General features: G+C 70.8%; 11 protein-coding genes. 10 read left to right on the top strand and 1 reads right to left on the bottom strand.

Annotated features, from left to right (window positions below):
- The 10 genes from RFN52_RS15410 (at position 1) to RFN52_RS15365 (ending at position 12472) form a co-directional block, all read left to right on the top strand.
- Complete coding sequence (locus tag RFN52_RS15410; RefSeq protein WP_184853903.1) at positions 1 to 1206, top strand: acyltransferase family protein; 1206 nt, start codon at positions 1 to 3, stop codon at positions 1204 to 1206.
- 70 nt (positions 1207 to 1276) lie between these two features.
- On the top strand, positions 1277 to 2215 hold the full coding sequence (locus RFN52_RS15405) for a hypothetical protein (protein ID WP_184846937.1): 939 nt from the start codon (positions 1277 to 1279) through the stop codon (positions 2213 to 2215).
- 165 nt (positions 2216 to 2380) lie between these two features.
- Positions 2381 to 3766, top strand: a complete 1386-nt coding sequence (locus RFN52_RS15400) for a nitrate/nitrite transporter (RefSeq protein ID WP_184846935.1) — start codon at positions 2381 to 2383, stop codon at positions 3764 to 3766.
- Between the two features lie 117 nt (positions 3767 to 3883).
- Positions 3884 to 5035 (top strand): uroporphyrinogen-III synthase, encoded by a 1152-nt coding sequence (locus tag RFN52_RS15395; protein WP_184846933.1) that lies wholly within the window; start codon positions 3884 to 3886, stop codon positions 5033 to 5035.
- A gap of 324 nt (positions 5036 to 5359) precedes the next feature.
- Entirely contained in the window at positions 5360 to 5953 is a 594-nt protein-coding gene (locus RFN52_RS15390; protein WP_184846931.1) for a CGNR zinc finger domain-containing protein, read from the top strand.
- Between the two features lie 352 nt (positions 5954 to 6305).
- Positions 6306 to 6827, top strand: coding sequence for a sigma-70 family RNA polymerase sigma factor (locus RFN52_RS15385; protein ID WP_010039908.1), 522 nt, complete (start codon positions 6306 to 6308; stop codon positions 6825 to 6827).
- The gene (locus RFN52_RS15380) at positions 6827 to 7660 is read left to right on the top strand and encodes an anti-sigma factor family protein (RefSeq protein ID WP_308431949.1); all 834 of its coding nucleotides are present in this window, start codon (positions 6827 to 6829) and stop codon (positions 7658 to 7660) included. The genes RFN52_RS15385 and RFN52_RS15380 overlap by 1 nt, the downstream gene beginning before the upstream one ends.
- Positions 7661 to 7786: 126 nt before the next feature.
- Positions 7787 to 10084, top strand: a complete 2298-nt coding sequence (locus RFN52_RS15375; RefSeq protein WP_184846927.1) for a HelD family protein — start codon at positions 7787 to 7789, stop codon at positions 10082 to 10084.
- A 331-nt stretch (positions 10085 to 10415) separates the two neighbouring features.
- Positions 10416 to 11849, top strand: coding sequence for an NAD-dependent malic enzyme (locus tag RFN52_RS15370; RefSeq protein ID WP_184846925.1), 1434 nt, complete (start codon positions 10416 to 10418; stop codon positions 11847 to 11849).
- 341 nt (positions 11850 to 12190) lie between these two features.
- Positions 12191 to 12472, top strand: a complete 282-nt coding sequence (locus RFN52_RS15365) for an HU family DNA-binding protein (protein WP_003990598.1) — start codon at positions 12191 to 12193, stop codon at positions 12470 to 12472.
- A 101-nt stretch (positions 12473 to 12573) separates the two neighbouring features.
- Here the strand turns inward: RFN52_RS15365 and murA are convergent, their stop codons facing one another.
- Positions 12574 to 13914: a UDP-N-acetylglucosamine 1-carboxyvinyltransferase gene (gene murA, locus RFN52_RS15360; RefSeq protein WP_033308195.1), complete on the bottom strand. Its 1341-nt coding sequence runs from the start codon at positions 13912 to 13914 to the stop codon at positions 12574 to 12576.
- Positions 13915 to 13922: the final 8 nt, after the last annotated feature.

The raw sequence follows: 13922 nt of genomic DNA, 5'->3' as shown, positions 1-13922 counted from the left end.
ATGCCGGTGACCACCGCGGCCGAGGCCGCTCCTCAGGAACGGACCTCCTCGCAGAAGCCCGGCCGCGACCGGTACTTCGACCTGCTGCGCGCCCTCGCGCTGTTCCGCGTCGTGCTGTACCACCTGACGGGCTGGGCCTGGCTGCCGCTGGTGTTCCCGTCCATGGGCGTGATGTTCGCGCTCGCCGGGAGCCTCATGGCCCGCTCGCTGAAGCGCCCGGCCGTGCAGGTGATCCGCGGCCGGATGCGCCGGCTGCTGCCCCCGCTGTGGCTGCTGGGCGTCGTCGGCGTCACCGGCATGGTCCTGCAGGGCTGGGGTCCGGACGCGGACGGGCACCCCGGCTGGTGGCTGCTCCACCTCACCTTCTGGATCGTCCCGCTCAGCGACCCGCCCTACGCGGAAGGGCTGCCCGGCGTCCACGGCTTCATCGGCGAGAACTGGGCCGCGGACCTCGCGGGCCCGCTCTGGTACATCCGCGCCTACCTCTGGTACGTCCTGCTGTCCCCGCTGCTGCTGAAGGCCCTGCGCGCCCTGCCGGTCGTCACGATCCTCGCGCCGATCGCCCTGGCCGTCGCCTTCGAGCAGGGCTGGCTCATCCTGCCCGGCGAGCGGATCCCCTCGGCGCTCACCGACTTCTCCACCTTCGGCGCCTGCTGGATCCTCGGCATGGCCCACCAGGAGGGCATCCTGCAGCGGCTGCCGCGCTACATCGTGCCGTCCGTCGCCCCCGTCATCGCCCTGGCCGGCCTCTGGTACGCCCTGCACCACGACTTCGGCACCGGGAACGACCTGGACAGCATGCCGCTGGCCCAGGCGCTGTGGTCCTTCGGCACGGTGTTCCTGCTGCTGCACCTCAGCCCGTCCTGGACGGAGTGGCCGCGGCGGCTGCGCCCCTTCGCGGGGACGATCACACTGCTCAACTCCCGGGCCGTGACCATCTACCTGTGGCACAACACCTGCATCCTGATCGCCGCGACCCTGTGGGACCGCCTGTGGGGCTTCCCCCTGCTGGAACAGAACGTGCCCGGCCTGCTGGAGAGCGTCTGGCCGGTGCTGCTCCTGGTGTGGATCCTCATCGGCGGCTGCGTCCTGGCCTTCGGCTGGGCGGAGGACCTGGCGGCCAAGCAGAACCCGCGGCTGTGGCCGACGAAGGAGCCGGGGGTGAGGGCTCGCGGGGCGCGGAGGCGGACGGTACCCGGCAGCTGAGCAGGGCCGCCGGTGTGGAAAACTGCCCGGGTTGCGCTTGTGAACAAAGTGGTCGGCGGGAGCGGTGGGGATGAGTAAGCGGCAGATGCAGAAGATGCTGCGGCTGATGGCGAGCGGGGAACCCGTCGAGCTCACCAGCCCGATGGCGTCCGTGAAGAAGCTCGCCCGGCTGGCCTTCGTCGCCCAGCAGTTCGGGTACGAGTACGCCGACGTCCGGCAGAGCAGCGGCCGCAACGGCGCGCTCACCATGCTGCTCCTGCCCGACCCGAGCCCGCAGGCCCGGGCCCGGGCCGGGCAGAACTGGGCGCAGTACCCCGACGCGGCCGACGGCGTCTCCGTACCGCCCGTCGTGCCGGACGCGTTCGAACTCCTCAAGGCCCGCATCAACTTCGACCTCACCGGCAAGAACGCCGAGAAGCGCATGGGGTACGGGGCCCTGGGCGTCTCCGTCGGCTGTGTGATCCTCGGCTTCCGTTTCGGGGGCGAGTCCGGCGACTTCGTCGTGGCCGGTGTGCTGTGGCTGCTGTTCATGGCGGTGTTCGGCATCGGCCTCGTGGTGACGCGCAAGCGCAACGTCAAGTTCGCGGCCCGGTTGCAGGCGGCCGGTTTCCTGCCGGTGACGGACGAGAACGGCCGGACGCGGTATCTGCCGCCGGGGGCCCAGCTGCCCGGGCAGGGCAATCCGTTCGCGGGCGGACCGTACGGGCAGCAGGCGCCCGGGCCGTACGTCCAGCAGGCCCCGGGCCCGTATGCCCAGCCGGCACCGTACGGCGGTCAGCCCACCCCGGGCCCCTACGGCGGTCAGCCCGCCGCCGGTCCCTACCCGGGTCAGCCCGCCGCCGGTCCCTACCCGGGTCAGCCCGCCGCCGGTCCCTATCCCGGTCAGCCCGCCCCGGGCCCGTACCAGGGCCAGCCCGCCCCCGGCCCCTACGGAACGCAGTCCCCGGGCCCGTACGGACAGCCGTACAGCCAGCAGCAGAACCCGCACTGGCAGCCTCCGCAGCACTGACGGGTCTCCGAAACCCGCCTGAATCTCTCATCCCGCCCGAGCCCGGGGTGAGAGCAAAGTTCCCTCGCGGACACCCGCGGTGCCACAGGCAGGAAACGCGTCCTCCCTACCTTCGGGGTCAGTCACTCGAAGCACGACCGAGCCCCGGAGCACAGTGGAGGCGTCATGACAGGCCCTGGCACGGCACCCGTACCCCCGAGCAAGGGCGGACGCTGGATCCAGCACTGGGATCCGGAGAACGAGACGTTCTGGAAGGAGACGGGCGAGAAGGTCGCCCGGCGGAACCTCTTCTTCTCCGTGCTCTCCGAGCACATCGGATTCTCGATCTGGACCCTGTGGTCCGTCCTGGTCCTCTTCATGGGCCCGGAGTACGGGCTCACCCCGGCCGACAAGTTCATGCTGACCTCGATGGTCACGCTGGTCGGCGCCGTCGTCCGCGTCCCCTACACCTTCGCCGTGGCGATCTTCGGCGGGCGGAACTGGACGATCATCTCCGCGGCCCTCCTGCTGATCCCGACCTGCGCCGCGTTCGCCGTGATGGAGCCGGGGACCTCCTTCTCCACGTTCCTGCTCGTCGGCCTGCTGGCCGGTATCGGCGGCGGCAACTTCGCCTCCTCCATGACCAACATCAACGCCTTCTTCCCGCTGCGGAAGAAGGGCTGGGCCCTCGGCCTCAACGCGGGCGGCGGCAACATCGGCGTACCGGTGATCCAGCTGGCCGCCCTCGCGATCATCGGCGCCGGCGGCGGGCCGCGCGTGCTGCTCGGGATCTACATCCCGCTGATCCTCGTCGCCGCCGTCATGGCCGCGCTCTTCATGGACAACCTCGAGAACGTGAAGAACGACACCGGTGCCGCCAAGGACGCCGCGCGGGACGCCCACACGTGGATCATGTCCTTCCTCTACATCGGCACCTTCGGGTCGTTCATCGGCTACAGCTTCGCTTTCGGGCAGGTCCTCCAGAACCAGTTCGGACGCACCCCGCTGGAGGCGGCGTACGTCACCTTCATCGGTCCGCTCCTCGGCTCGCTGATCCGGCCCCTGGGCGGCTGGCTGGCCGACAAGTACGGCGGCGCGAAGATCAGCCTGTGGAACTACGTCGGCATGGGCGCCGCCACGGCGATCCTGATCGGTGCCTCCATGGAGAAGTCGCTGGCGCTGTTCACCGCGGCGTTCGTGGTGCTGTTCGTGCTCAGCGGGCTCGGCAACGGCTCGACGTTCAAGATGATCCCGGGCATCTTCCAGAACAAGGCTCTGGCCAGGGGGCTGGAGGGTGAAGCGGCCGCTGCCTACGGGCGACGGCTCTCCGGGGCCTCCATGGGGCTGATCGGAGCCGTGGGCGCGCTCGGCGGCGTCGGCATCAACCTCGCCTTCCGCCAGTCCTTCCTCTCCTACGGCTCGGGCACCGGGGCGTTCGTCGCCTTCCTCGCCTTCTACGCGGTCTGCTTCGTGGTCACCTGGGCCGTATACCTTCGCCGTACGGCTCCCCGGGTACCCGTCACCACGGCGACCTCGGAAGCGAAGCCGCAGCTCAGCTACGCCGAGGTGTGACGTAACACCAGCGACATCAAGCCGATCCGGGCCTGTCACGAGCCGTTGACAGGCTCGATCGGCATGTAGGTACGCCGTACCCACGCAGTACGACGACTCGAGTGCGGGACGAGAGCCATGTACGAGGAAGAACAGCGACCGGACCACGGACCCCTGGCGGGGTTCACCGTGGGTGTGACGGCCGCGCGCCGGGCCGATGAACTCGGGGTGCTGCTGCAGCGACGCGGAGCCGCCGTCCTGCACGCCCCTGCCCTGCGCATCGTGCCGCTCGCCGACGACAGTGAACTGCTGGCCGCGACGAAGGAGATCACCGAGCGGGTGCCGGACATCGTCGTGGCCACGACCGCGATCGGCTTCCGCGGCTGGGTCGAGGCCGCCGACGGCTGGGGGCTCGGGGAGGAGCTGCTGGCGCGGCTGGGCGGCGTACGGATCATGGCGCGCGGGCCGAAGGTCAAGGGCGCGGTCCGGGCCGCCGGGCTGACGGAGGAGTGGTCGCCGTCGTCGGAGTCCATGGCGGAGGTGCTGGACCGGCTGCTGGAGGAGGGCGTCGACGGTCTGCGGATCGCCATCCAGCTGCACGGTGAGCCGCTGCCCGGGTTCGTGGAGGCGCTGCGGGAGGGCGGGGCCGAGGTCGTCGGGGTGCCCGTCTACCGCTGGATGCCGCCGGAGGACATCACCCCGGTCGACCGCCTGCTGGACGCGACGGTCGGCCGGGCCCTGGACGCGGTCACCTTCACCAGCGCCCCCGCAGCGGCCTCCCTGCTCTCCCGGGCCGAGGAGCGCGGACTGCTCGACGAGGTCCTGGCGGCGCTCGGCCATGACGTCCTGCCGGCCTGCGTGGGCCCGGTCACCGCCCTGCCCCTGCAGTCCCGCGGCATCGACACGATCCAGCCGGAGCGCTTCCGGCTCGGACCCCTGGTGCAGCTCCTCTGCCAGGAACTCCCCGCGCGGGCCCGCTCCTTCCCCGTCGCCGGGCACCGTGTGGAGATCCGGGGCCACGCCGTCCTGGTCGACGGCCACCTCAAGCTGGTCCCGCCCGCCGGCATGTCCCTCCTGCGCGCCCTCTCCCGGCGCCCCGGTTGGGTCGTGGCCCGCGCGGACCTCCTGCGCGCCCTGCCAGGCTCCGGCCGCGACGAACACGCGGTCGAGACCGCCATGGCCCGCCTCCGCACGGCCCTCGGCACCCCGAAGCTGATCCAGACCGTGGTCAAGCGGGGCTACCGCCTGGCCCTGGACCCGAGCGCGGAGACGAAGTACGCGGACGCGTGATCCCGTCCGGGGGTTGAGCCGAAACGCGCCAGACCCGGCCGCCCGGCCCGAGCGGGATGCCTTGCGCCCAGGGCCCGTCGGAGTGTGAGACGCCGGCCCCGGAGCCCGGCCCGAGCGGGAGGTGGCCCGTCGGAGCACGGCCTCCGGCCCCGGCGTGGCCTGAACGCGCGTCCCCTGCGGGCGGCCGTCGCGACGAGGCGTGTGCGAGGGGTTTCCGGCGTCGTAGCGGGCAGGCACTGTAAGAGGGAGCGGTTTACCGGCCCTCTCACTGGCGTCTCACCCAAGCCCTCGCGACCGGGGTGAACCCTAGGCGGTGACAGGCACATGGCACTGGGTACGGCCACGGCCCCCTACGAGCTGCGCTTCGATGCCGGGCGGACCTGCCTGGACCTGCTCTCCACCACGCACCCGGAGGAGCGGCTCGACTCCGTCGACGTGCTGCGCGCCTGGATCACCGGCTCCGGGCTCGTCCCGGCGGACACCGCCCTGACCCACGCGGACACCGGCTGGCTGCTCTCCTTCCGCGAACTGCGTGCCCAGATCGACCGGTTGGTCCGCTGCCGGCCGAGACCCGGCGTCGCGACGTACGACCTCGCCCTCGCCCGCGTCAACGATCTGGCCCGCACCGCGCCCCCGGCCCCGCGTGCGGTCCGCGGCGAAGACGGCCAGCTGCTGCGGCGGTTGGACGGCCCGCCCGGCTGCGCCGCCCTGCTCGCGGCCGTCGCCCGGGACGCCGTGGACCTGCTGACCGACCCCGTCGCCCGCGCGGCCCTGCGCCAGTGCGAAGGCGACAACTGCCCCATCGTGTACCTCGACACCTCCCGGGGCCGCAGGAGGCGCTGGTGCTCCAGTGAGGTCTGCGGGAACCGCGAAAGGGTCGCCCGGCACCGTCGCCGCGCGGCACTCTCCCGCGCCTGAAACGGAATTGAGTGGTCCGTGCACTCAATTTCCCTGTCCTAAATGCGACTTCTGCGACCGCACTGTCGAAGTGATTTCGATTACATGCCGTTTACCTACGCCACCGTAGGGAAGGCCTGGCTTGATCTTGCCGATGTGGCGGAAATGTAAAGAACGCGGGGTGGGAATGTGGCCCCATGTCCAGCTCGTCACGTCATCCCGAAGAAAACTGTCACGTCTCTTTGAACACCCAACGGCTCGCGTCCGTACGGCTTGTGGAGCGACCGACTGGGGGAACCCCCGGACACCGGAGGTGGGCGTGCGCAAGGATTCCGTCGTGGCCAATGAACGTGCACCGAGGGCCCGACATCGCATGTCCCAGCCCTCGGAACCCGATGAGGAGCTGATGCGTGCGCTCTATCGCGAACACGCCGGACCCCTGCTGGCATACGTCCTGCGTCTGGTCGCCGGAGACCGGCAGCGCGCCGAGGACGTCGTCCAGGAGACGCTCATCCGTGCCTGGAAGAACGCCGGTCAGCTCAACAGAGCGACCGGATCGGTACGCCCCTGGCTGGTGACGGTCGCCCGGCGCATCGTCATCGACGGCCACCGCAGCCGGCAGGCCCGGCCGCAGGAGGTCGACCCGTCGCCGCTGGAGGTCATCCCCGCGGAGGACGAGATCGACAAGGCGCTGTGGCTGATGACTCTCTCGGACGCACTCGACGACCTGACGCCCGCCCACCGGGAGGTGCTCGTCGAGACGTATTTCAAGGGGCGTACCGTCAATGAGGCGGCCGAGACCCTGGGCATACCCAGCGGCACCGTCCGCTCCAGGGTGTTCTACGCCCTGCGTTCCATGAAGCTGGCACTGGAGGAGCGGGGGGTGACGGCGTGATGAGTGTTTACGGGGGTAACCAAGGGTTCGGTACGGGAGGCATGGGTATGTCTGGCCCCATGCAGGAATCTCCGGTGCCGAACGAGCACGAGACCGTCGGCGCCTACGCCCTCGGCATCCTCGACGACGCCGAAGCGACCGCATTCGAAGCCCACCTCGCGACCTGCGAATGGTGCGCCCAGCAGCTCGACGAACTGGCCGGCATGGAGCCGATGCTCGCCGCCCTGGCCGATCTGCCCGGCTCCGGCAGCACCCCCGCGATCGGCGAGTCGCTGTCCGCGAAGCCCCGGCCGCGCCTGGTGGAGAAGCTGGTCGACGAGGTCGCCGACCGCCGCGCCCAGAAGCGCCGCCGCAGCTTCTACATGGTGGCCGCGGCCGGTGCGCTGATCATCGGCGGACCCTTCGTCGCGGTCGCGACGAACGGCGGCGACGGCGGCAGCGGCGGAGCGGAGAACCGACCGCTCGCGGCGAGTCCCGCGAAGGCCGCCTTCGAGGGCATCTCCGACAAGATCACCGCCACCGACCCGAACACCAAGGTCTCTGCGACGGTCGCCGTGCAGAAGAAGGACTGGGGCACGGGCGCGGTCCTGGAGCTGAAGAACGTCAAGGGCCCGCTGAAGTGCGCCCTCGTCGCGGTCGGAAAGAACGGCGAGCGCGAGACCCTGGCCTCCTGGTCCGTCCCGGAGTGGGGCTACGGCATCCCGGACGCCGAGACGGACAAGGCCAAGGAACCCCTCTACGTCCAGGGCGGCGCCGCGTTCGACCCGAACCAGATCGACCACTTCGAGGTCGTGGAGTTCGACGGCAAGCGCCTGGTCGAGGTCGACGCATAGGGCTGTCCGGACGCCCGGCAGGAGCCATTGGGGCAACAGGTCCCGCGCCTGCCCGCCAGCCCGTAGCTTCCAGGGGTCCCCTTCGCGTACGGTTGACGGCTGCCCAGCACGTCAGAAGGGGGCCCGGTGGCCGCTCAGGCTCACAGACAAGACGCGGTCGGTTCGGTGCACGATTCGGTTCGTGACCAGGAGATCCGCGTCGAACAGGAACACCTCGACCGGGTGTACCGGCGCCTTGAGGAGAAGATCCACGAGGCGGAGTTCCTGATGCAGGACGCGGCCCGCCGCGGGCAGGTCGGCACCCCCGGCGCACTCGCCGAGCGGGACGCGCAGGTCTTCCGCGCGGGCATCCACCTCAGCCGGCTCAACAACGAGTTCGAGGACTTCCTCTTCGGCCGGATCGACCTGCTGACCGGCAAGGACGGCAAGAAGGGCCCCGACGGGGCGTACACCGCCGTCGAGCCGGCCGAGGGGGCCGTACGCCCCGACAGCACCGCCGACATCGCCGAGACCCTGCACATCGGCCGCATCGGCGTCCTCGACCAGGACTACGCGCCGCTGGTGATCGACTGGCGGGCCCCGGCCGCCGCCCCCTTCTACCGCTCCACCCCGGTCGACCCCGGCCGGGTCGTCCGCCGCCGTGTCATCCGTTCCAAGGGCCGCCGGGTTCTGGGCGTCGAGGACGACCTGATGCGGCCCGAGCTGACGGCGTACCTCGACGGCGGTGAGCTGCCCGTCATCGGCGACGGCGCCCTGATGGCCGCGCTGGGCCAGGCCCGCAGCCACACCATGCGCGACATCGTCGCCTCCATCCAGGCCGAGCAGGACCTGGTCATCCGCGCCCCCGCCGCCTCCGTGACGTACGTCGAGGGCGGCCCGGGCACCGGCAAGACCGCCGTCGCCCTGCACCGCGCCGCCTACCTCCTCTACCAGGACCGTCGCCGCTACGCCGGGGGCATCCTGATCGTCTCGCCGACCCCGCTGCTCGTCGCCTACACCGAGGGCGTGCTGCCCTCCCTCGGCGAGGAGGGCCAGGTCGCCATCCGCGCCATCGGCTCCCTGGTCGAGGGCAGCGAGGCCACGCTCTACGACTCCCCGTCCGTGGCCCGCGCCAAGGGCTCCTCCCGCATGCTCAAAGTGCTGCGCAAGGCCGCGCGCGGCGCCCTGGAGCTGAACGACCCGCCGGAGCGGCTGCGCGTGGTCGCCTTCGGCCGCCGCCTGGAGCTTCAGGCCCGGGAACTGGACGGCATCCGCCGCTCCGCCCTCGGCGGCACCGCCCCCGTGAACCTGCTGCGCCCCCGCGCCCGCAAGCTCCTCCTCGACGCCCTGTGGGAGCAGTCCGGCGCGGCCGGCCGGCACTCGGACCCCGAACTCGCGGCTGAGCTGCGTTCCTCCTTCGACGAGGACATCACCTCCGAGGACGCCTTCATCGCCTTCCTCGACGCCTGGTGGCCGGAGCTGACCCCGGCGGCCGTCCTGGACGCCATGGCCGACGAACGGCGCCTCGGCCGCTGGGCCCGCCGGATCCTCAACCCCGGCGAGGTCCGCAAGGTCGCCCGTTCCCTCAGGCGCGAGGGCCGCTCGGTGCACGACGTCGCCCTGCTCGACGAGCTCCAGGCCGTCCTCGGCGCCCCGGCCCGCCCCCGCAGGAAGCGCGAACTCGACCCGCTCGACCAGCTCACCGGCCTGGAGGAGCTGATGCCGGTGCGCGAGGAGTCGCAGCGCGAGCGTGCCGAACGCCTCGCGCAGGAGCGCGTCGAGTACGCCCACGTCATCGTCGACGAGGCGCAGGACCTCACCCCGATGCAGTGGCGCATGGTCGGCCGCCGCGGCCGGCACGCCACCTGGACGGTCGTCGGCGACCCCGCCCAGTCCTCCTGGTCCGACCCGGACGAGGCGGCCCAGGCCCGCGACGAGGCCCTCGGCACCCGCCCCCGCCGCCGCTTCGAACTCACGGTGAACTACCGCAACCCGGCCGAGATCGCCGACCTGGCTGCGAAGGTCCTCGCCCTCGCCATGCCCGGCTCCGTGTCACCGAAGGCGGTCCGCTCCACCGGCGTCGAACCCCGCTTCACCGTCGTCGAGGACACGCTCGGCGCGACCGTCCGCGACGAGGCGGCCCGGCTGCTGGACCGCGTCGACGGCACGGTCGGTGTGGTCGTCGCCATGCAGCGCCGCGAGGAGGCCCGCCGCTGGCTCGCCGGTCTCGGCGACCGGGTCGTGGCGCTCGGCAGCCTGGAGGCGAAAGGCCTGGAGTACGACGCGACGGTGGTGGTCTCCCCGGCGGAGATCGCCGACGAGTCTCCGGCCGGCCTGCGCGTCCTCTACGTCGCGCTGACCCGGGCCACCCAGCAGCTCACGGTCGTCTCGGCCGACCGGGACGAGCCCGACGCGGCGGGAATCCCGGACCTGCTCAGGGACTGAGCGGGGATACCCACGTGCCGGCGAAATGAACTCCCGGTACGGGAATGGCCTTACGGGATCTGTTTGTTAGCCTGGATGTGGCACCGGCCCGATCCAAGCCCCCGGGCCCAACCTTCGTCGCTACGAGCGACCACTTGCCGCGAGGCGAGCATGGCGGGCCGGTGCCACTTGACTGAGAAGAGACCCACGTCCACGTGACGTGGGTCTCTTCTTTCTGCCCCATTCCGCGAACAAAACGTTCGCAATCGAGGGCGGCTACCTGCTACTCAGCGGTAGGTGCGACGATCGGACGGCACAACTCAGCGTCAGGTGAAAGCAGAGGAAGTCGGCCATGGCAACGGCGCCCAGCGTCTCCTACTCGATGACGGTCCGGCTGGAGGTGCCCGCGAGCGGAACCGCCGTCTCGCAGCTCACCACCGCCGTGGAGTCCTCCGGAGGCTCGGTGACCGGCCTCGACGTCACCGCATCCGGTCACGAGAAGCTCCGTATCGACGTCACCATCGCGGCCACGTCGACCGCGCACGCGGACGAGATCGTCGAGGAACTCCGCGGCATCGAGGGCGTCACCCTGGGCAAGGTCTCGGACCGGACCTTCCTCATGCACCTCGGCGGCAAGATCGAGATGGCGTCCAAGCACCCCATCCGCAACCGTGACGACCTGTCCATGGTCTACACGCCGGGCGTGGCCCGCGTCTGCATGGCGATCGCCGAGAACCCCGAGGACGCCCGCCGCCTCACCATCAAGCGCAACTCCGTTGCGGTCGTGACGGACGGCTCCGCCGTGCTGGGCCTGGGCAACATCGGCCCGAAGGCCGCGCTGCCCGTCATGGAGGGCAAGGCGGTCCTCTTCAAGCGGTTCGCCGGTATCGACGCCTGGCCGATCTGCCTCGACACCCAGGACAGCGACGCGATCGTCGAGATCGTCAAGGCGATCGCCCCCGGCTTCGCGGGCATCAACCTGGAGGACATCTCCGCCCCGCGCTGCTTCGAGATCGAGGCCCGGCTGCGCGAGGCGCTCGACATCCCCGTCTTCCACGACGACCAGCACGGCACCGCGATCGTCGTCCTCGCCGCGCTCACCAACGCGCTTCGTGTCGCCGGCAAGACCATGGAGAACCTCCGGGTCGTCATGTCCGGCGCGGGCGCGGCCGGTACGGCCATCCTCAAACTGCTGCTCGCCGCGGGCGTCAAGAACGCCGTCGTCGCCGACATCCACGGCGTCGTGCACGCGGGCCGCGAGGACCTCGTGGACGCCGCCCCGGACTCGGCGCTGCGCTGGATCGCCGACAACACCAACCCCGAGGGCCTCACGGGCACGCTCAAGGAGGCCGTGCGCGGCGCGGACGTCTTCATCGGCGTCTCCGCCCCGAACGTCCTCGACGGCGACGACGTGGCCGCCATGGCCGACGGCGCCATCGTGTTCGCGCTCGCGAACCCCGACCCCGAGGTCGACCCGGCAATCGCCCGCCAGACCGCGGCCGTTGTCGCCACGGGCCGCTCGGACTTCCCGAACCAGATCAACAACGTGCTGGTCTTCCCGGGTGTCTTCCGCGGTCTGCTGGACGCGCAGTCCCGCACCGTCAACACCGAGATGATGCTGGCCGCCGCGACGGCTCTGGCGGACGTGGTGACCGAGGACGAGCTGAACCCGAACTACATCATCCCCAGCGTCTTCAACGACAAGGTCGCGGGTGCGGTCGCCGGAGCCGTGCGGGAGGCCGCCAAGGCCGTCGGCGCGACGGCGGGCAGCGCGTCCGGCGTCTGAGGCCGGGTCCGTCCGGGCCCCCACGGGGGCCCGGGAGCCGCCGGCGCCCGGACTGTGAGTAACCCCACGGCGGCCCGGGAACCCGGCGCGTCGCAAGAACCCTGTCAGCAGCGCAGCTATCGTGGCGCCAGGCTCAGGCCCTCTTTTCGTGTGACTCCCCAAGGGTGTTCTCACGACTCCTGCGGGTGCCGGATTGGCTTTCCCGCCGCAGGTAGGGGCAGGATGCGTCCCTGGGCGCGAGGGTCTGACGACGGACCCGGGTCCGGGGACTCATCGAGGACCCTGGCAGCATCGGCTTCGATCTGACGCCTCAACGGCAAGATGAACACGGGAGTAACAACATGAACCGCAGTGAGCTGGTGGCCGCGCTGGCCGACCGCGCCGAGGTGACCCGCAAGGACGCCGACGCCGTCCTGGCCGCGTTCGCCGACGTCGTCGGCGACATCGTCTCCAAGGGCGACGAGAAGGTCACCATCCCCGGCTTCCTGACCTTCGAGCGCACCCACCGTGCCGCTCGCACCGCCCGCAACCCGCAGACCGGCGAGCCCATCCAGATCCCCGCGGGCTACAGCGTCAAGGTCTCCGCGGGCTCGAAGCTCAAGGAAGCGGCCAAGGGCAAGTAACCCTGCCGTTCGCACGCCGACGGTGTGCGAACCACAGTGAGTGACATCAAAGGGGCGGCCACCCGAACCGGGTGGCCGCCCCTTTGGCGTCTTCGCGTGCGCTACCCGAGCGCCTTGCCCGGCAGCTCCACCTTCGCGCCGAGCTCCATGAGCTTCTCCATGAAGTTCTCGTAGCCGCGGTTGATGAGGCCGATGCCGTGGACCCGGGAGGTGCCCTGGGCCGCCAGCGCCGCGATGAGGTACGAGAAGCCGCCACGCAGGTCGGGGATGACGAGATCCGCGCCCTGGAGCCTGGTCGGGCCCGAGACGACCGCGGAGTGGAGGAAGTTGCGCTGGCCGAAGCGGCAGTCGGAGCCGCCCAGGCACTCGCGGTACAGCTGGATGTGCGCGCCCATCTGGTTCAGCGCGGACGTGAAGCCGAGGCGGGACTCGTAGACCGTCTCGTGGACGATGGACAGGCCCGTGGCCTGCGTCAGGGCCACCACCAGCGGCTGCTGCCAGTCGGTCTGGAAGCCGGGGTGGACGTCCGTCTCCAGGGCTATGGACTTCAGCTGTCCGCCCGGGTGCCAGAAGCGGATGCCCTCGTCGTCGATCTCGAAGGCCCCGCCCACCTTCCGGTAGGTGTTCAGGAACGTCATCATCGAGCGCTGCTGCGCGCCGCGGACGTATATGTTCCCCTCGGTCGCCAGCGCCGCCGACGCCCAGGACGCGGCCTCCAGCCGGTCCGACAGGGCGTGGTGGGTGTAGCCGCCGAGCTTGTCGACACCGGTGATGCGGATCGTCCGGTCGGTGTCCATCGCGATGATCGCGCCCATCTTCTGCAGCACGCAGATGAGGTCCTCGATCTCCGGCTCGACGGCCGCGTTGGACAGCTCCGTGACGCCCTCCGCGAGGACGGCCGTCAGCAGCACCTGCTCGGTCGCGCCGACGGACGGGTACGGCAGCCGGATCTTCGTGCCGCGCAGCCGCTGCGGCGCCTCCAGGTACTGGCCGTCGTCCCGCTTCTCGATGCGGGCGCCGAACTGGCGCAGCACGTCGAAGTGGAAGTCGATGGGCCGGCCGCCGATGTCGCAGCCGCCGAGACCGGGGATGAAGGCGTGGCCGAGGCGGTGCAGCAGCGGACCGCAGAACAGGATCGGGATGCGGCTCGAACCGGCATGGGCATCGATGTCAGCGACGTTGGCGCTCTCCACGCGCGTCGGGTCCATCACCAGTTCGCCGGGCTCGTCACCCGGACGGACCGTCACACCGTGCAGTTGCAGCAGACCCCGTACGACCCGAACGTCGCGGATGTCCGGAACATTGCGCAGCCGGCTCGGAGCGCTGCCCAGCAGCGCTGCGACCATGGCCTTCGGTACGAGGTTCTTCGCACCGCGGACACGGATCTCGCCCTCCAGCGGGGTTCCGCCGTGGACAAGCAGGACATCGTCGTTGACGGTCATGAATCTCG

Source organism: Streptomyces collinus (genome assembly GCF_031348265.1).
GTDB lineage: Bacteria > Actinomycetota > Actinomycetes > Streptomycetales > Streptomycetaceae > Streptomyces > Streptomyces collinus.
This window is presented reverse-complemented; position numbering and strand designations above follow the sequence as displayed.